The following is an 18,738-nucleotide window of genomic DNA, read 5'->3' as shown; positions in this document are numbered from 1 at the left end:
GCTATATTATAATTTAAAACTAGATATAATAAATTAAGAAATTTATTTAAAATACATTATTTTTTAAGGAGAAAAGAGATGAGAGTTGTAATTATTGGTGGAGTAGCAGCTGGAATGAGTGCTGCTGCAAAATTAAAAAGAATGAAACCTGATTATGAAGTAGTTGTATATGAAAAAACAGATGTTGTATCATTTGGAGCATGTGGACTTCCATATTTTGTTGGTGGCTTCTTCGATGATCCTCAAAATATGATAGCAAGAGCGCCTGAAAAGTTTGTTGAAAGTGGAATAGACTTAAAAATATTCCATGAAGTAACTTCAATTGATACTGATTCAAAAAAATTAAAAGTTCAAGATGTAAAAAATGGAGAAATATTTGAAGATTCATATGATAAATTAATGATAGCAACAGGGGCTAGTAGCATAATACCTCCTATAAAAAATGTTAAACTTGAAAATGTGTCAACATTAAAGAGTTTAGATGATGGTATAAAAGTTAAAGAACTAATGAATAGAGATGAAATAAAAAAAGTTGCTATAATTGGTGCAGGATTTATAGGTCTTGAAGCAGTTGAAGCAGCTAAAAAATTAGGGAAAGAAGTAACTGTATTCCAACTAGAAGATAGAATTTTACCTCAAGTATTTGACAAAGAACTTACTGATATATTAGAAGAAGAAATTAAAAATCATAATGTTGATTTAAGATTACAGGAAATAGTTAGTGAGTTAGTTGGAGAAGAAAAAGTTAAAAAGGTTATAACAAATAAAGGTGAATATGATGCAGATTTAGTTATAATAGCAACTGGAGTAAGACCGAACACAGCATTTTTAAAAGATAGTAAAGTTAATCTGCTACCAAATGGAGCAATTATTGTTGATGAGTTTGGAAAAACTTCAGTAGAAGACATATATGCAGCGGGGGATTGTGCAACTATAAAAAATATAGTAACAGGACAAGATTCATATGTTCCGCTTGCAACAGGTGCTAATAAACTAGGAAGAATAGTTGGAGAAAATTTAGCTGGAGCTAATAATAGTTTCCAAGGGTCTTTAGGATCTAGTTGTATAAAAATTATGGATATGGAAGCTGCATGTACAGGATTAACAGAAGTACAAGCAGAAAAGTTAGGAATAAAGGTTAAATCTAAGTTTATATCAGACTTTAACCAAACTAATTATTATCCAGGAAGAAATAAAATGTATGTAAAGCTTGTATATGATGCTGATACAAAAGTTATATTAGGAGGACAAGTTGCAGGATATAAAGATGCTGTTCAAAGATGTAATGTAATAGCTGCATCTATATTTGGAAAATTAACAACTAGCCAATTAGGTATGCTAGATTTATGTTATGCACCACCATTTGCAAGAACATGGGATATACTTAATGTAGCAGGTAATGTATCTAAATAATTAAAATATAAAACTGATAGTAATACTTATTAAAGTATTACTATCAGTTTTTTGCGTTTAAGGAAAAGAAATTTAATAGAAAGTTTCAAATAATAATTAAAAATATAAATAATAACCACTCATAATATTTATTTTACTTATGATAAAAGCAATAGTAAAATAATACTTGGAATTGATAAGATAAATTAATTTATATTATAGATGGAGGTTATATATATGGAAAATACAGTAGAAGCTATTGCTACCAATAATTTATTAATAATATTTTCAGCAATAGTTGTAATAGGAGTTATATTAGGTAAATTAAGTGAAAAGCTTAAATTACCAGATGTAATACTATATTTAATAGCAGGAATCATAATAGGGCCAGCAGTTTTAAACTTAATAAGTGTAGATTCATTTCCTATAGAAAATAATCTTATATTAACTTTTGGATCAGCATTTATTCTTTATGAAGGTGGCCGAGAAGTTAACTTAAAAGTTTTAAATAAAGTAAAGGTTAGTGTAGGACTATTAGCAACATTAGGAGTTGTAATATCAACTATAGTAGTAGGATTTGCTACTAATAAAATTTTTGGACTTCCAATAATGACATCTTTACTTGTAGGAGGAATAATAGCATCAACAGACCCTGCAGCACTTATACCAGTATTTAAGCAAGTTACTATAAAAGATAAAATAAAGCAAACAGTAGTAAGTGAGTCGGCATTTAACGATGCAGTAGGAGCTATAATAGTAAGCACACTTCTTGCGATAGTTACATCAGGAAGTTTTTCAGCAGGAGAAAGTGTAAAAGAGCTATTAGTAGCAGTTGTTGTAGGAGTTATAGTGGGAATTATTATTGGATATGTATTCTCAGTTCTTATATGTGATAATAAATGGGGAATATTCCATTCATACGCACCTATAATATCTATACTTAAAGTTATATTAGCTTATGAAATAGCAACATATTTACATGGAAGTGGATATATGGCGGTATTTATAGTTGGACTTATAGCTGGAAATAAAAAATTATTTGGATTATGGGTTCCTGAGGAATCTTTCCAATCTGAACATCACTTTAGAGAGAGTGTAGCATCTTTATGTCGTATGTCAATATTTGTGGTATTAGGTACACATGTTGATTTAGGAGCACTAGCTCAATATTGGTTACCTTCTTTAATAGTAGTATTAGTTTTAATGTTTATTGCAAGACCACTAGTAGTATTAATTTGTACAGTGTTTGATATTAAAGCTAAATGGAAAATAAACGATAAATTATTTATGATGTGGGTTAGAGAAACTGGAGTTATACCAGCTGCATTATCTGGTATAGTTGTATCGATGAAAGTTCCAGGATACGAGATAATATCTTCGATAGTATTTATGACAATACTAATAACTTTAATAGTTCAAGCTAGTACCACTAAGCTAGTAGCTAAAAAGTTAGATGTATTAGAGTTTGATGAAGAGAACTTAAAGCAAGAAAAAGCTGCATAAAAATCAAGTTAGGATGTATTTTTAGACATCCTATTTTTTACGCTTAAAGAAATTATACTTAACTAATATTTGAGGATAACTTATGGAGTATAATAATACTAATGTTTTTGTGAAAGTAAAAAATAGGTTAAAATTATTATTGACTCTAACACTATGTAATACCTTAATATATTTTTAAGGAGGTAAATATGTACAAAGTAAATGAAGTTTCGAAACTAAGTGGAGTAAGTATTAGGATGCTTCACCATTATGATAAAATTGGAGTTTTAATTCCTAGTAAGAAAACTGAAAAGAATTATAGGCTATATAGCGATCAAGATATAAAAAGATTATATCAAATCTTAACACTTAAAGAATTGGATTTTCCATTGAATGAAATTAAAAAAATTTTAGATGATAAAAATTTAAATAAGAAAGAAGTTTTATCATTTCAAAAAGAATTGATATTAGAAAAAAGAAATAGGTTAAACAATATAATTCAATCTATTGATGAACAAATAAATGATTTAGGAGGAAATAAGAGTATGAGTAAAAAAGATTTTAAGGTATTTGATTATGAAAAAATTAAACAGCACGAGGAAAAATATAAAGATGAAACAAAGAGAAAGTATGGGGATAGTGATGCTTATAGTGAATGTAAACAAAAAACTAGTTCATATGGCGAAAACGATTGGAAGAAAATAAGCGATGAAGCTAATAAAATTTATGAAGAATTGGCACAATTGATGGATAAATCTCCTGCAGATGAAGAAGTGCAAATTGTGATTGGAAAATGGAGAAATCATATAAGTGAAAATTTTTATGACTGTACTATAGAAATATTTAGAGGCTTAGGCATAATGTATGTAGCAGATGAGAGATTTACAAAAAATATAGATAAGTATAAATCAGGATTAGCTCAATTCTTAAGTGATGGAATTAATGTATACTGTGATAATCACAAATAAAAACGTGAGAATTATATAGGAAAATATAAGGAAGATATGTAATTTAAGAAAATACTGCTGCATTTGCTAATAAGTTATTAATAAATAGCTTTATATAGAGATAGACAATAAATGACAATGAGAATATAATATGTTCAAATTATTAATTACTTATTTAGGAAAGGAATCTCGATATGAGCAGCAGTAAAAAGGTTAGTATAGCATCACTTTTAGTAGCTTTAGGAATTGTATATGGAGATATAGGAACATCGCCATTATATGTTATGAAAGCTATATTGGCTACTAATGGTGGGTACATCTCTAATGAATTAGTATTAGGTGGGGTATCGCTTGTTTTTTGGACTTTAACCCTTCAAACAACTATAAAGTATGTTATATTGACCCTTAAAGCAGATAATAATGGAGAGGGCGGCATATTTTCTTTATATACGCTAGTTAGAAAAAGAGCTAAATGGTTGATTATTCCAGCTGTTATAGGTGGAGCAGCACTTTTAGCAGATGGTATGATTACACCTCCTGTTACAGTTACCTCAGCTATTGAAGGGTTGAACTTAATATGGACGTTAAGTACAAAGACTGTAGTTATTACAGTCATATTTATTTTAATATTTTTATTTTCATTCCAAAAATTTGGAACAGCTAAAATTGGTAAGTTGTTTGGACCGATGATGTTCATTTGGTTTAGTATGTTAGCTATACTTGGAGTTAGTCAAATAGTACAAAATCCTTATATAGTTAAGGCATTAAACCCTTATTATGCTATAAATCTATTAATTGAAAGTCCTAAAAGCACATATATTTTAGGAGCTGTTTTTCTTTGCACAACAGGAGCAGAAGCACTTTATTCAGATTTAGGGCATTGTGGAAGAAAAAATATATATTATACATGGACCTTTGTAAAATTATGCTTAGTTCTTAATTACTTAGGGCAAGGAGCTTGGTTAATTTCTAGAAATGGAGAACGAATAAGTCAAAACCCATTTTTCTTAATAATGCCACAAAGTTTTATTATCCCTGGGGTTATAATTGCTACATTAGCAGCAATAATAGCTAGTCAAGCATTGATTTCAGGATCATTTACTTTAATATCAGAGGCTATAAAATTAAATTTATTCCCAAGATTAAGAGTTAGATATCCAAATGAAGAAAAAGGGCAAATATATATACCTGCAATAAACTATATATTAGGTATAGGCTGTATATTATTAGTATTGTATTTTAAAAAATCGGAAAATATGGAAGCTGCATATGGGCTTGCAATTACAGTAACTATGTTAATGACAACAATACTATTATCACAGTACCAAAGATACAATAGAAGAAAACCAAAGTTAAGCATCGTAGTATTAATAGTATTTGGATGTATTGAACTGAGCTTTTTATATGCGAATTTATTTAAGTTCTTTAGAGGTGGATATATAACATTATGTATAGGATTGATAATAATATTCGTAATGTATACTTGGATACATGGAACTCATATAAAACAAAAATATAGTCAGTATAGTAAAATTTCTGATCATTTAGATAAATTTGAAGCTATAGATAAAGATGTAGAGTTACCTATTTATGCAACACATACAGTTTATTTGACTCAATCACAAAATAGAAAATATGTGGAAAATAAAATACTACATTCTATATTTAATAAGAGACCAAAACGTTCTAAGTATTATTGGTTTATCCATGTTAAAGTGACTGATGAGCCATACACAATGAACTATAAAGTATTTACAATAAAGCCAAATAAAATATTCAGTATAGAATTTCAACTTGGGTTTAGAGTTAGCCAAAGAATAAATGTCTTTTTAAGAGAAGTTATACAAAATTTAATATCAACAGGAGAATTAGAATTTACACCTAAAGAATATATGTTGGATAATAGACAAGATAAAAATGTAGGAGATTTTAAATTTGTATTAATTGAAGAAGCATTATCTAATGAAAGTAATCTTTCAAAATGGGATAATCTTATAATGAGTTTTAAAGTGATTATAAAAAGAGTAACAGTTTCACCATCAAAATGGTTTGGAATAGATACAAGTATAGTAGAAGTTGAGAAAGTACCTATAACTATAGGTCATAGAAATAAAGTTGAATTGAAAAGAGTTCGTTAATAGAAAAAGAAGTTATCTATTTTTAGATAACTTCTTTTTGTTTGTAATGATTTCATAGTAAAATATATGTAAAAGGATAATATAAAGGAGCGTTTTATGGGATATATTTTATTATTAGAGGATGATAGGTCTTTAAATAGGGGAATAAGTTTTAAATTAAAAAGAGAAGGATATAAGGTATTTACAACATTTAGTATAAAAGAAGCTAAAGATATATTTTTAAATGAGAAAATTGATTTGATTATATCTGATATTGGACTTCCCGATGGAGATGGGTTTGAGTTTTGTGAATATATAAGAACTATAAGTGGTGTTCATATAATAATGCTAACTGCATTAGATCAAGAAGTTGATATAGTTACGGGGTATGATGTTGGAGCAGATGATTACATTACAAAACCATTTAGTTTAATTATTTTAATATCTAAAGTAAATGCAATTATGAAGAGAATTGGAAACTCTAGCAATGAAACATGCATAAGTTGTGATGGTATAACTTTTAACTATGTAGATAGCAAGCTTACAAAAGAAGAAAATGAAATAATTCTTAGTAAAAATGAAAGTAAGTTACTTAAGTATTTAATGGAAAATTCATGTCAAACTATAACTAAAGAACAATTGATGGAAGCTTTATGGGATATTGATGGAAATTATGTAGATGAAAATACTGTAGCGGTGAATATAAGAAGACTTAGACAAAAGGTCGAAGATAACCCATCTACTCCTAAATTTATAAAAAATATAAGAGGGATTGGATACATTTTTGAAAAGAGGTGTATCAAAAAATGATAGATTTATTAAGAAGAGAGCCAATTGTGAAGCGTATATCTATATATATGGGGATAGGATTAATAACGATTTTATTTATATTTAGCATGAATCAATATAACAATTTAAAAAACATATATTTAGAACAATTAAATATAAATAAAAAAATTGTGGGGTCTATAGTAAGTGAACACCCAGAGCTTGAGGCAGACATAGTAAATAGTATATATATTAATGATAAAGACTACAGTGATTTAGGCGAAAAGGTGCTGGAGAAATATGGATATGATAAAAATTATAAAATGATAGAAAATATAAATTTTCAACAACATATAAAGTATTTCCTGGTAAATAATTTAATTGTTTTTGTAGGAATCATAATATTAATAATGTTAATAATGTGCAATTTGATGAAATATGTATTTAATAAATTAGATAAAGTAAGTAAAAATGTAGAATGTATAATTCATGGGAAATACAATATAAAAGATGATTTTAAAGAAGAAGGTATATTCAATATAATTCATTCAGATTTAAATAAATTATCAAAAAGTATAAATATTAAAATTAAAGATTTAGATAAAGAAAAAGAAAATATAAAAGAGCTAGTAACTGATATATCACATCAACTTAAAACTCCATTAGCGTCTTTGAAATTATATAATTCATTGTTATTAGAAGAAGATTTAGATGAGGAAGATAGAACTGAGTTTTTGAAAACAAGTAGTATGTCTATAAATAAATTGCACAGTCTTATTGAGTCTTTAGTAAACATATCAAGATTAGAAACAAGTATGATAAGTATAAAAAAAGAAAATAAAAACATAAAATCCACAATTATTAAGGCTATAGAAAGTGTAAAGCCAAAAGCTATTAATAAATGTATATCTATAAATTTAAATAATTTTGATGATAAAATAGTACCTCATGATTCTAAGTGGACAGAAGAATGTATATTTAATATTTTAGATAATGCAGTTAAATATACTAACTTAAAAGGGAAAATAGATATATATGTTCAAGATGCTATAAATTTTATGAGGATTGATATAAAAGATAATGGAATTGGAATTGATAAAAATGAATTTAATAATATTTTTAAAAGATTTTATAGAAGTGAAAAAGTTCAAGAGTTAGAAGGTTCAGGGGTTGGACTTTATTTAAGCAGAAAAATACTTGAAAGCCAAGGTGGAAATATAATTGTATCATCTCAAAAAGGTGAAGGTAGTAAATTTTCTTTGTTTCTTACGAAAGTGTAAGACTTTATGAAAGTGTTATGTAAGACTTAAAGCTTAATATTAAAGTATAAAAAGTAAGAAAAAGAGAAGGAGTAAATTATATGAGTATATTAAAAACTAGGGGCTTGAAAAAATATTATGGAAATGGAGAAAACTTAGTAAAAGCAATTGATGACAATAACATAGAAATAATTGAAGGGGAATTTGTAGCTATAGTAGGAAAATCAGGTTCAGGGAAAAGTACACTATTACATATGATAGGCGGGCTAGATAGACCGACAGATGGAAAAGTATTTATAGATGGTAAGGATATATTTTCATTAAAGGACGAATCTTTAGCTATTTTTAGAAGAAGAAAAATAGGATTTATATTCCAATATTATAACTTAATACCATCGCTAAATGTTTGGGAAAATATAGTACTTCCTATAGGGCTTGACAACAAAACTGTAGATGAAGAATTTATAAATGATATAATAAAGGCTTTAGGGTTAAGTGATAAAAAAGAGTCACTTCCAAATACTTTATCAGGAGGTCAACAACAAAGAGTTGCTATAGCTCGTGCATTAGCAACTAGACCATCTATAATATTAGCTGATGAACCAACTGGAAACTTAGACTCAAAAACATCAGATGAGGTAATGAGTTTGCTAAAATCTATGATAAAAAAATATAATCAGACATTAGTTATGATAACTCATGATGAAACTATAGCACAAATGGCAGATAGGGTTATATATATTGAAGATGGAAAGGTCTTAAAAGGTGGTGTTATAAATGATTAACACTACTAAGATAGCAAAAAGTAATTTAAAACAAAATAAGTCAAAATCTACACTAATTATTATTACTATAATTCTAGCAACTACACTTTTAACTGCTGTTGGATTGACTTGTGCAGATTGGAATTTTTTAAGTAAAGAAAATGTTAGGAAGTACTCAGGAACTCAACATGGAGTTTACAGAAAGATAGATGAGCAAAAACTAAAACAAATTAAAGCTCATTCTCAAATTGAAAAAATTGGAATTATAAATAGCATAGGAAGTAAGGATTATGAAGATGAGACTAAAATAGGTATAGGATATATAGATAATAATGCTATAGAATTTAGTAGTAAAAATTTTATAGATGGAAAACTTCCAACTAAAAAAAATGAAATTGTTTTAGATGATTTAGCTTTAGAGAAAATGGGATATGAAAAAAAATTAGGTCAAAAGATTAATTTAGAATATGAAGATTTTGCAAAAAAGGGTACTACTAAATCAGAGTTCATATTAACTGGAATTACAAAAGTAAATGAAATTTCTAAACTTAAAAAATCTTATGCTGGCATAGTATCGAAAGATTATATGGAATCAACTAGAGATATGGATAAAGAAATTTCAAATGTATTTATAACTATAAAAGGTGAAAATAAATTATCTGGGGAAGAACTTATATCAAAAGTAGAAAAAATAGGTAAAGACTTAGATATACCAAAGGGTAGCATAAATGTAAATGAAGATTATATAAATACCTTAAAGCCAGATACTCAAGTTATAATGTGGGGAGCTACAATATCAATAATAGTTATATTATCTAGCATATTAGTAATTTACAATATATTTTATCTATCAATAACAAGTAAAGTTCAGGAGTTTGGAAAACTTAGAGCTATAGGAGCTACTAAAAAACAAATAAAAGCAATTGTTTTAAAAGAAGGGATATTTTTATCTACAATAGCTGTACCACTAGGAATTGCATTAGGATATGCAATAAATAAATTTGTATTAACAAAAGTATTTTTTAATGGAGCAGATGTACAAAAACTTCCAATAATAATAGGTGTTATGGGTGTAAGTTTCTTAACAGTGTTTATATCTTTGTTAAAGCCTATGAAGGTTGCATCAAAAGTATCTATTATTGATGCTGTAAGATATAGTGGTGATATAAAAACAAAATCTAAAACTAGAAAAGGATATAAATATATAAATATAAAAAGACTTTCGAATGCAAATTTAAAAAGAAATAAAAAGCGTACTTATGTAACTATAATATCACTTTCATTAAGTGGAATAATATTTGTAGTTATGGCGAGTGTTTTAAATAGTATAAATGCTGAAAAAATGGCAAGAGATCATTTTTCATATGATATAAGTATAAACTTATCAGGATATACTTTTGGAGAAGAAGATAGTCCAAACACTGAATTTAATATTTTACAAACTAAAAATCCACTAGGTAAAGATTTTAGAGGTGAACTCTTAAATATGGATGGTGTTGTGAGTTTAGAAAGCATAAATACCACTAAAGTAGAAGTTAATAATTTAGGAAATGAGTATAAATATGAGCAGTTATCGGGAATAGATGAGAAAGATTTAGAGGATTTAGAATTTTATCTTGAAGATGGAAAAATAGATATTGAAAAGTTGAAAAGTGGAGATGAGATACTTTTCGCATATCCAGAACTAGCAAAAGAGTTTGGTATAAAAGCAGGAGATACAATAACTTTAACATTATATGATGGAAACGATAAGTTTAATAAAACATTTAAAATTCAAGCTATAACATCAGCTCCAGGTGTTTTTTTAATTCACAATGATGTATTTAAAAATTTATTTAAAACAGACACAACTAACACTTTAGGTATACATATTGCTGAAGATAGTTATGATGAAGTAAAAGAATTTATTAAAAACTTAGATAAGTCAAATGAATATATAGATGCTAGATATATAGATGATGATATAGAATTAAACGAATTATCTATAAAAATGACTAAAGCTGTAGGATATAGTTTAGTTATAATAATAGGGGTTATAGGCTTTATGAATTTAATAAACTCTATGATAACTAGCATAATAACTAGAAAAAAAGAATTAGGAATGTTACAAGCTATAGGTTTAACAGATAAACAACTTATAAAAATGTTAAATATTGAAGCTATGTTTTACACAGGGACTATGCTTTTAAGTTCCTTAACATTAGGAAGCGGGTTAGGATATATTGCTGTTTATGTTTTTAGAAAGACTGGAGCTTCTTATGCATCGTACACATTCCCGCTTATTCCTATTTTAATTATGGTTTTATGTATAGTAATTGCACAGTTAACATTAACTTATATAATAAGTAAGAATTTTAATAAAGAATCTTTAATTGATAGGGTTAGATACAACGAATAAAACAAAAAATATTTTATGTTAATTATGTTAAATATGTTAAGTAATAGTTAAATTGCTAGACTTATATAAAAATAAATACTAATATACATACAATATAGTTGCTTGGAACTATAATTATCTAAAGTGAAGGAAGGAATAATATTTATGAGCACCAGGAAGAAGATAAGTATAGCATCATTGTTAATAGCATTGGGTATTGTATATGGAGATATAGGAACATCTCCGCTATATGTTATGAAAGCTATACTAGGGACTAACGGAGGATATATTTCTGAGGAATTAGTATTAGGTGGAGTATCTTTAGTATTTTGGACATTAACTTTACAAACAACAATAAAGTATGTTGTTTTAACTCTTAAAGCAGACAATAATGGTGAGGGTGGTATATTTTCACTATACACATTAGTTAGAAAAAGAGCTAAGTGGCTAGTTGTTCCTGCTGTTATAGGGGGAGCAGCTCTCTTGGCTGATGGAATGATTACACCAGCTATGACGGTAACTTCAGCTATTGAAGGTTTAAATTTAATATATAAGTTAAATACTGATACAATAGTAATAATAGTTATTTGTATATTGGCATTTTTATTTTCATTCCAAAAGTTTGGAACCAATAAGATTGGAAAGTTGTTTGGGCCTGTGATGTTTACTTGGTTTTTAATGCTAGCGCTATTAGGTATATCGCAAATTATAAAATATCCGCAAATAGTAAAAGCAATAAATCCATACTATGGGATAAAACTATTGATTAATAGTCCTAGTATAACCTATATATTAGGAGCTGTTTTCTTATGTACAACAGGAGCAGAAGCCCTTTATTCGGATTTAGGTCATTGTGGAAGAAAAAACATTTATTATAGTTGGGTTTTTGCAAAAATATGTTTAGTGTTAAATTATTTAGGTCAAGGAGCATGGCTTATTTTAAATAATGGAAATGTAGTTAAAGATAATCCATTTTTCTTAATAATGCCAAGTTGGTTTATTATACCAGGAGTAATAATAGCTACACTAGCAGCTATTATAGCTAGCCAAGCACTTATAACAGGAGCATTTACACTAATATCGGAAGCTATAAAATTGAATTTATTTCCAAGGCTTAGTGTTAGATATCCAAATGAAGAAAAGGGTCAAATATATATACCTTCAGTAAATTATTTAATAGGGATAGGATGTATATTACTAGTTTTACATTTTAAAAAGTCAGAACATATGGAAGCTGCATATGGACTTGCGATAACAGTTACTATGTTGATGACAACTATATTACTATCTCAATATGAAAAATATAATAAAAAAAGACGTGTATTAAGTTTGTTTGTTTTAGTTGTATTTGGAGGAATAGAAATAAGTTTCTTATTTGCCAACTTATCGAAATTCTTCAAAGGTGGATATATAACATTAATAATAGGGTTAATTATAATACTTATTATGTATGTGTGGATTCATGGATCAACTATAAAAAGAAAGCACAATAGATTTAGTAAAATACTTGATCATTTAGATAAATTTGATGCAATAAAGAAAGATACAGATATACCTATATATTCAACTCATACAGTATATCTAACTCAGTCTCAAAATAGAAATTATGTAGAGAATAAAATCCTACATTCGATATTTAATAAGAGGCCAAAACGTTCAAGATACTATTGGTTCTTACATGTAAAGGTAACAGATGAGCCGTACACAATGAATTATAGGGTTCATACAATACAACCAAACCAGATATTTAGTATAGAGTTTGAAGTAGGATTTAGAGTTGAGCAGAGAGTAAATGTATTTTTACGTGAAGTAATACAGGATTTAATTGCTTCAGGAGAACTATCATTTGATGTTAAAGATTATATGATAAATAATGATGAAGATAAAAATGTAGGTGATTTCAAATTTATAATTTTAGAAGAAGTAATTTCTAAGGAAAGTCAATTATCAAATTGGGATAATTTAATAATGAGTTTTAAAATATTTATAAAGAAAATCACTGTATCTCCTGAAAAATGGTTCGGTATAGATACAAGTATTGTTGAAGTAGAAAAAGTACCTATAACTATAGGTAGGATTAAAAAAATTAAACTTAAACGAGTAAATTAGAATATATAAGTATTAAAAATTTAGGGAGTCTTCAAAATGTAATTATTTTGAAGACTCCCTAATTTATTTAACAATAATCTGACTCATCATAATTGAGAAGTTTATTTAAAACCCTTTTTATAATGTCATAACTAAATCCTTTATAAGCTAAGTGTTGAGAAATTTTTTGATATATTTTATTCCTATCTTCATTTTTCACACGTTCGTATCTTTTTTTAGCTAAATGCATTGCATTTTCAAACTCTACATCACTATCTATATCAGACATAACAGAATCTATCGTATTTCTATCAATGCCTTTATTATATAAGTTTTGCTTTATTCTATTTTTACCACACTTATTAACTTTTAAGTTTGTATTTGTTATTCTCTGAGCAAGATCTTCATCGTTTACGAAATTATACTTTCTTAAAAAGACTAGAACTTCATCTATAATATCCCCATCAAAGTCATTTGATAATTTGCTTATTATATTCTTTTCTGATTGGGGGGCTTTAGAAAGTATTGATAAAGCCTTGTTTTTAGCTTTTATATACATTTCATCATGTAGTAAACCTTTTAATACATTTTCATCGATTTCCATTCCTTTTTTTAAGTTTAACGTAAAAACTAGTTCTTTGTAAATTCCCATAAAAAACTGTTCATTTAAATATATGTTGACTCTATCTTCATTTTTTTTCTGAGCTTCTATTTTTGTTATTATAGACATAACTACCTCCTTAAAAAAACTTAACTTAATGCATTTTAATCATGTACAAAATTATACCGTAAAATATAGAATAATTGTATCAAAGAAGCTAAAATTAATGATACAATAAAAGTATAAAGGACAAAAGGAGATTTTTAATGAGAATTGATGAATTAGTATTAAAGGCGAAAAATTTTAACAACCTAAAGTCAAATTTTCATAAAATGGGAAATGAGAATGTAAATATAGGTATAATGGGAGGAACTTTTGACCCTATACATTATGCACATTTAGCAACAGCAGAATATGTAAGAGAAACTTACAATCTTGATAAAATACTTTTTATACCAACTGGTAACCCACCTCATAAATCAAAATTAAGAACGGATAAAAAAGATAGATATAATATGGTTTTATTGGCTACAATGAATAATGATGATTTTGTTGTTTCGGATATGGAGATAAATAGAAATACTAGAACTTATACAATAGATACTTTAAAAGAATTACATAAAATTTATCCAAATGCTAATATATACTTTATAACTGGAGCTGATACTATTTGCGATATGGAAAGTTGGAAAAATGTTGGGGAAAATTTTGAATTAGCAACTTTTATAGCAGCAAATAGACCCGGAATAAATTCTAATGAAGCTAAAATGAAAATAGAAAGATTAAAATCTAGATATGATGCTAATATAAGGTCAGTAAATGTTCCTTCGCTGGATATATCGTCAACTTATATAAGGAACCATATAAAAAATGGTAAATCTATTAAATATTTAATACCTGAATGTGTGGAATCTTATATTTATGAAAAAAAAATATATACAAATGGAGTTGAATAATTTTGGATTCGCAAAATTTAATAATTAAATTAAATGAAATGCTACCTAAAAATAGAATGTTACATTCTGAAGGTGTTGCTAAGTGCGCAGTAAAGTTAAGTAAGATATATGGATATGATGAAGAAAAGGCATACCTAGCAGGTATACTTCATGATTGTGCAAAGTATTTAAGCCAAGAACAAGTTGAGCATTATGTAAAAAAATATGAAATATACTTAGATGATTATGAAAAAGAAAACTTAGCATTGTCTCATAGTATAATAGGATCAGTTTTAGTTAGACATGAATTTTTTGTAGACGATTTAGATATAGTAACTGCTGTTAGGTATCATACTACAGGAAGATCCAATATGGACATGCTAGAAAAAATTATATACATAGCGGATATAATTGAAGAAAATAGAAATTATCCTGGAGTAGAAGAACTAAGAGAGTTAGCTTATAATGGGCAAATGGATAAGGCATTATTACAATCTTTCGATAATACTATAAAGTTAGTAATAGATAGAAAACAAATAATACATCCTAGAACAATAGAAGCTAGAAATTTTATTTTAGAAAAATAAATAATTTTTATAAAATAAATCACAATAAGTATAAATTAATAATAATATAGAATTAATAAATTGAAGAAGTGTAAATAATAGCGATAACAGGTCAACACTAAGAATATAAATTTAGTATTATGAAGTTAGTTTTTTGTGGTATAATATAAAAACGCAAAAAATAAGGAAGGTAGGAATTTAATATGACGACAGTAGAACAAATGGTTAAAGTTATATATGATGCTATTGATGATAAACTAGGTAAAGATATATCTATAATAAAAGTAGGAGAAGTATCAAGTTTATGTGATTACTTCGTAATAGCTACAGCAGGATCTCAAAGACAAGTAAAAGCTATAGCTGATAATGTAGAAGATGAACTTACTAAGTTAGGTATAGAATCAAGAGGTAAAGAAGGATACGAAACACAAGAGTGGATACTATTAGACTTTGGAGATATAATGGTTCACGTATTTAATGAAGAAAATAGAGCATACTATAACCTAGAGAAAATGTGGAAAGATGCTCCATATGTTGATGTTGACACATTAGCTTAATAATTATATAATAATAAGATATAATTAAAAATTAAAATAGACTAGAGTAGTAAAATTAAATTTAGATTTCAGAGAGCTAGTGGATGGTGTGAACTAGTATTAAATTGATTTGAACTTGCTAGATACAATCTATTTAACCGTAGTTGGTATAAAGACTAGTACGAGAGGATTATTTTTTAAAAATAATCAATTAGGGTGGTACCGCGAGTAATATCCTCGTCCCTAAACATTAATTTGTTTAGTGACGGGGATTTTTTTATACGTGAAAATGTATAGCGAAATTGTTAGATTAATCATTGAGGAAGCATTTAAAGTCCGAAGGACTTCATGCTAAGGAAATGATTGACCTAACAACGAGCGAGCTTTCGCGAAACAACAAAAATAGGAGGTAAAAAAATGAACGTTTATAAACCAAATGAAGTTGAAGCTAAATGGCAAAAAACTTGGGATCAAAATGATCAATACAAAACTGATACTAATGATACAACAAAACCGAAATACTACACATTAGAAATGTTACCATACCCATCAGGTAAAATACACATGGGGCACGTTAGAAACTACTCTATAGGTGATGTTATAGCTAGATTTAAAAAGATGCAAGGTTACAATGTTCTTCATCCAATGGGATGGGATTCATTCGGACTTCCAGCTGAAAATGCGGCTATAAAACATGGAATACATCCTCATAAGTGGACTATGGAAAACATAGAAGACATGAAGGGTCAATTAAAATTATTAGGACTTAGCTATGATTGGGATAGAGAAATAGCAACATCTACTCCAGAGTACTACAAGTTTACTCAAGAAATATTCTTAAAGTTCTTAGAGCATGGATTAGCATACAAGAAAAAATCTTTTGTTAACTGGTGTACATCTTGTGAAACAGTTTTAGCTAATGAGCAAGTTGTTCAAGGAGCTTGTGAAAGATGTGATTCAGTAGTAGTTAAAAAAGACTTAGAACAATGGTATTTTAAAACTACTCACTTTGCAGAAGAGTTACTTCAAGATTTAGATACTTTAGATGGATGGCCAGAAAAAGTTAAAACAATGCAAAGAAACTGGATAGGAAAAAGTACTGGAGCTGAAATAACTTTCGATATAGATGGAAGTGATAAATCAGTAACAGTATTTACAACTAGACCAGATACAGTACACGGAGTTTCTTATATGGTTTTAGCTCCAGAGCATGATTTAGTTAAAGAATTAGTTGCTGGGACTGAGTATGAAGAAGCTGTAGAAAAGTTTATAACTAAAATGTACACTATGACTGAAATAGAAAGAACTTCAAGCGACTTAGAAAAAGAAGGAATGTTCATAGGTAAACATGTTATAAATCCATTAAACGGACAAAAAGTTGAGTTATGGATAGCAAACTATGTATTAGTTGACTATGGAACAGGTGCAGTTATGGCAGTTCCAGCTCATGATGAAAGAGATGCTGAATTTGCAGCTAAATATAACTTAAACGTAGTTGAGGTTATAAATGAAGATAACTTAATGGTAAACTCTGGTGAGTTTGATGGAATGGAAGCTTCAAAAGCATTTGATGCAATAATAGAAAAAATAGAAGAAATGGGAATAGGAAAGAAAACAGTTAACTATAGATTAAGAGACTGGTTACTTTCTAGACAAAGATACTGGGGATGTCCAATACCTGTAGTATACTGTGATGAGTGTGGATTAGTACCTGAGAAGAAAGAAAACTTACCTGTATTATTACCAACAGATATAGAATTTACAGGTAAAGGTGAATCACCACTTACTACATCAAAAGAGTTTATGAATGCTACTTGCCCATGTTGCGGAAAGCCAGCTAGAAGAGAAGTAGATACAATGGATACTTTTGTTGATTCTTCTTGGTATTTCTTAAGATATATAGATGCTCAAAATACTAATGAGCCATTTAGTAAAGATGCAGTTAACAATTGGATGCCAGTTGATCAATATATAGGTGGAGTAGAGCATGCTATAATGCATTTACTTTACGCAAGATTCTTTGTTAAAGCATTTAATGAAATGGGAATGTTAGACTTCAAAGAACCATTTAAAAACTTATTAACTCAAGGTATGGTTTTAAAAGATGGAACTAAGATGAGTAAGTCTAAAGGAAATGTTGTATCTCCACTTGAAATAATAGACGAGTACGGAGCTGACACTGCTAGATTATTCGTATTATTTGCAGCACCACCAGAAAGAGATTTAGAATGGTCAGAACAAGGTGTTGAAGGATGCTTTAGATTCTTAAATAGAGTTTATAGATTAGTTGACGAATTAGCTGATAAAGCTAAATGTAATGCTACTATGGGTGAATTAACTAAAGAAGATAAGGCTATGAGATTCACTATAAATGCTACATTAAAGAAAGTAACTGAAGACTTAAATGAGAAGTTTGGTTTCAATACTGCAATATCTGCATTAATGGAATTAATAAACGAAATGTACAAATATAAAGAGTTAGAAACTAGAAATGATGCAGTTATAAAAGAAGCTATAGAAACTATAGTTACAATAATAGCTCCATTTGCTCCTCATATAGGTGAAGAATTATGGACTATGATAGGCAAAGAAGGAAGTATATTTGATATATCTTGGCCAAAATATGATGAATCTGCTTTAGTTAAAGATGAAGTTGAAGTTGTAGTTCAAATAAACGGTAAAGTAAGAGGTAAATTAAGTGTTGCTGCTAATATATCAAGAGAAGATATGCAAGAAGCTGCAATGAATGATGAAAAGATAAAAGCTTTAGTAGAAGGAAAAACAATAGTAAAAGTAGTAGCTGTTCCTAAGAAGCTTGTTAATATAGTTGTAAAATAATAAATAAGTTATATAGAATAAAAAAAGGTCTTTTTTAAAAAGACCTTTTTTTATTTACATAAGTAAGC

The 18,738-nt window shown here is 27.9% G+C and carries 14 protein-coding genes and 1 other annotated feature; of the genes, 13 read left to right on the top strand and 1 reads right to left on the bottom strand.

Annotation, left to right across the window (positions count from 1 at the left end; all coding sequences use genetic code 11):
• Positions 1 to 78 precede the first annotated feature (78 nt).
• The 9 genes from RWY47_RS15670 to RWY47_RS15630 all read left to right on the top strand — a co-directional run bounded on the left by RWY47_RS15670 (position 79) and on the right by RWY47_RS15630 (position 13,215).
• The gene (locus RWY47_RS15670) at positions 79 to 1,413 is read left to right on the top strand and encodes a CoA-disulfide reductase (protein ID WP_224170451.1); all 1,335 of its coding nucleotides are present in this window, start codon (positions 79 to 81) and stop codon (positions 1,411 to 1,413) included.
• Positions 1,414 to 1,629: 216 nt separating this feature from the next.
• Positions 1,630 to 2,895 carry a cation:proton antiporter gene (locus RWY47_RS15665; protein ID WP_025162083.1) on the top strand — a complete coding sequence of 422 codons (1,266 nt, stop codon included), beginning with the start codon at positions 1,630 to 1,632 and terminating at the stop codon, positions 2,893 to 2,895.
• A gap of 188 nt (positions 2,896 to 3,083) precedes the next feature.
• On the top strand, positions 3,084 to 3,842 hold the full coding sequence (locus RWY47_RS15660; RefSeq protein ID WP_150886370.1) for a MerR family transcriptional regulator: 759 nt from the start codon (positions 3,084 to 3,086) through the stop codon (positions 3,840 to 3,842).
• Positions 3,843 to 4,015: 173 nt separating this feature from the next.
• Complete coding sequence (locus RWY47_RS15655; protein ID WP_150886369.1) at positions 4,016 to 5,959, top strand: KUP/HAK/KT family potassium transporter; 1,944 nt, start codon at positions 4,016 to 4,018, stop codon at positions 5,957 to 5,959.
• 96 nt (positions 5,960 to 6,055) lie between these two features.
• Entirely contained in the window at positions 6,056 to 6,748 is a 693-nt protein-coding gene (locus tag RWY47_RS15650) for a response regulator transcription factor (RefSeq protein ID WP_150886368.1), read from the top strand.
• Positions 6,745 to 7,986, top strand: coding sequence for a sensor histidine kinase (locus RWY47_RS15645; protein WP_224170452.1), 1,242 nt, complete (start codon positions 6,745 to 6,747; stop codon positions 7,984 to 7,986). The genes RWY47_RS15650 and RWY47_RS15645 overlap by 4 nt, the downstream gene beginning before the upstream one ends.
• An 80-nt stretch (positions 7,987 to 8,066) precedes the next feature.
• Entirely contained in the window at positions 8,067 to 8,750 is a 684-nt protein-coding gene (locus RWY47_RS15640) for an ABC transporter ATP-binding protein (RefSeq protein WP_150842157.1), read from the top strand.
• Complete coding sequence (locus RWY47_RS15635; protein WP_150886366.1) at positions 8,743 to 11,127, top strand: ABC transporter permease; 2,385 nt, start codon at positions 8,743 to 8,745, stop codon at positions 11,125 to 11,127. The genes RWY47_RS15640 and RWY47_RS15635 overlap by 8 nt, the downstream gene beginning before the upstream one ends.
• A gap of 144 nt (positions 11,128 to 11,271) precedes the next feature.
• Positions 11,272 to 13,215, top strand: a complete 1,944-nt coding sequence (locus RWY47_RS15630) for a KUP/HAK/KT family potassium transporter (RefSeq protein ID WP_025162076.1) — start codon at positions 11,272 to 11,274, stop codon at positions 13,213 to 13,215.
• Between the two features lie 67 nt (positions 13,216 to 13,282).
• On the opposite strand, the gene recX is transcribed toward RWY47_RS15630, so the two are convergent.
• Positions 13,283 to 13,924: a recombination regulator RecX gene (gene recX, locus RWY47_RS15625; protein ID WP_150886365.1), complete on the bottom strand. Its 642-nt coding sequence runs from the start codon at positions 13,922 to 13,924 to the stop codon at positions 13,283 to 13,285.
• Positions 13,925 to 14,061: 137 nt separating this feature from the next.
• On the opposite strand from recX, the gene nadD reads away from it, so the two are divergent.
• The 4 genes from nadD to leuS all read left to right on the top strand — a co-directional run bounded on the left by nadD (position 14,062) and on the right by leuS (position 18,670).
• Entirely contained in the window at positions 14,062 to 14,751 is a 690-nt protein-coding gene (gene nadD, locus RWY47_RS15620; RefSeq protein WP_021429846.1) for a nicotinate-nucleotide adenylyltransferase, read from the top strand.
• A gap of 2 nt (positions 14,752 to 14,753) precedes the next feature.
• A complete protein-coding gene (yqeK, locus tag RWY47_RS15615; RefSeq protein WP_142730497.1) occupies positions 14,754 to 15,317 on the top strand; it encodes a bis(5'-nucleosyl)-tetraphosphatase (symmetrical) YqeK in 564 nt (187 codons plus the stop codon).
• A gap of 182 nt (positions 15,318 to 15,499) precedes the next feature.
• The gene (gene rsfS / locus RWY47_RS15610; RefSeq protein WP_025162073.1) at positions 15,500 to 15,853 is read left to right on the top strand and encodes a ribosome silencing factor; all 354 of its coding nucleotides are present in this window, start codon (positions 15,500 to 15,502) and stop codon (positions 15,851 to 15,853) included.
• A 33-nt stretch (positions 15,854 to 15,886) separates the two neighbouring features.
• Positions 15,887 to 16,080: a binding site (T-box leader), on the top strand.
• A 169-nt stretch (positions 16,081 to 16,249) separates the two neighbouring features.
• Positions 16,250 to 18,670: a leucine--tRNA ligase gene (leuS, locus tag RWY47_RS15605; protein WP_224170453.1), complete on the top strand. Its 2,421-nt coding sequence runs from the start codon at positions 16,250 to 16,252 to the stop codon at positions 18,668 to 18,670.
• The last annotated feature ends 68 nt before the right edge of the window (positions 18,671 to 18,738 follow it).

The organism is Paraclostridium sp. MRS3W1 (assembly GCF_032465715.1).
GTDB classification, from domain to species: Bacteria; Bacillota; Clostridia; order Peptostreptococcales; family Peptostreptococcaceae; genus Paraclostridium; species Paraclostridium dentum.
The sequence above is the reverse complement of the archived record's forward strand: the minus strand, read 5'-3'. Positions and strand labels throughout refer to the sequence as shown.

What these genes read in the sequence shown, in the direction of transcription:
- RWY47_RS15635 (WP_150886366.1), top strand. Translation starts at nt 8,743, where the DNA reads ATGATTAACACTACTAAGATAGCAAAAAGTAATTTAAAACAAAATAAG.
- RWY47_RS15655 (WP_150886369.1), top strand. Translation starts at nt 4,016, where the DNA reads ATGAGCAGCAGTAAAAAGGTTAGTATAGCATCACTTTTAGTAGCTTTA.
- RWY47_RS15645 (WP_224170452.1), top strand. Translation starts at nt 6,745, where the DNA reads ATGATAGATTTATTAAGAAGAGAGCCAATTGTGAAGCGTATATCTATA.
- RWY47_RS15665 (WP_025162083.1), top strand. Translation starts at nt 1,630, where the DNA reads ATGGAAAATACAGTAGAAGCTATTGCTACCAATAATTTATTAATAATA.
- RWY47_RS15640 (WP_150842157.1), top strand. Translation starts at nt 8,067, where the DNA reads ATGAGTATATTAAAAACTAGGGGCTTGAAAAAATATTATGGAAATGGA.
- RWY47_RS15630 (WP_025162076.1), top strand. Translation starts at nt 11,272, where the DNA reads ATGAGCACCAGGAAGAAGATAAGTATAGCATCATTGTTAATAGCATTG.
- rsfS (WP_025162073.1), top strand. Translation starts at nt 15,500, where the DNA reads ATGACGACAGTAGAACAAATGGTTAAAGTTATATATGATGCTATTGAT.
- RWY47_RS15670 (WP_224170451.1), top strand. Translation starts at nt 79, where the DNA reads ATGAGAGTTGTAATTATTGGTGGAGTAGCAGCTGGAATGAGTGCTGCT.
- RWY47_RS15660 (WP_150886370.1), top strand. Translation starts at nt 3,084, where the DNA reads ATGTACAAAGTAAATGAAGTTTCGAAACTAAGTGGAGTAAGTATTAGG.
- leuS (WP_224170453.1), top strand. Translation starts at nt 16,250, where the DNA reads ATGAACGTTTATAAACCAAATGAAGTTGAAGCTAAATGGCAAAAAACT.
- nadD (WP_021429846.1), top strand. Translation starts at nt 14,062, where the DNA reads ATGAGAATTGATGAATTAGTATTAAAGGCGAAAAATTTTAACAACCTA.
- recX (WP_150886365.1), bottom strand. Translation starts at nt 13,924, where the DNA reads ATGTCTATAATAACAAAAATAGAAGCTCAGAAAAAAAATGAAGATAGA.
- RWY47_RS15650 (WP_150886368.1), top strand. Translation starts at nt 6,056, where the DNA reads ATGGGATATATTTTATTATTAGAGGATGATAGGTCTTTAAATAGGGGA.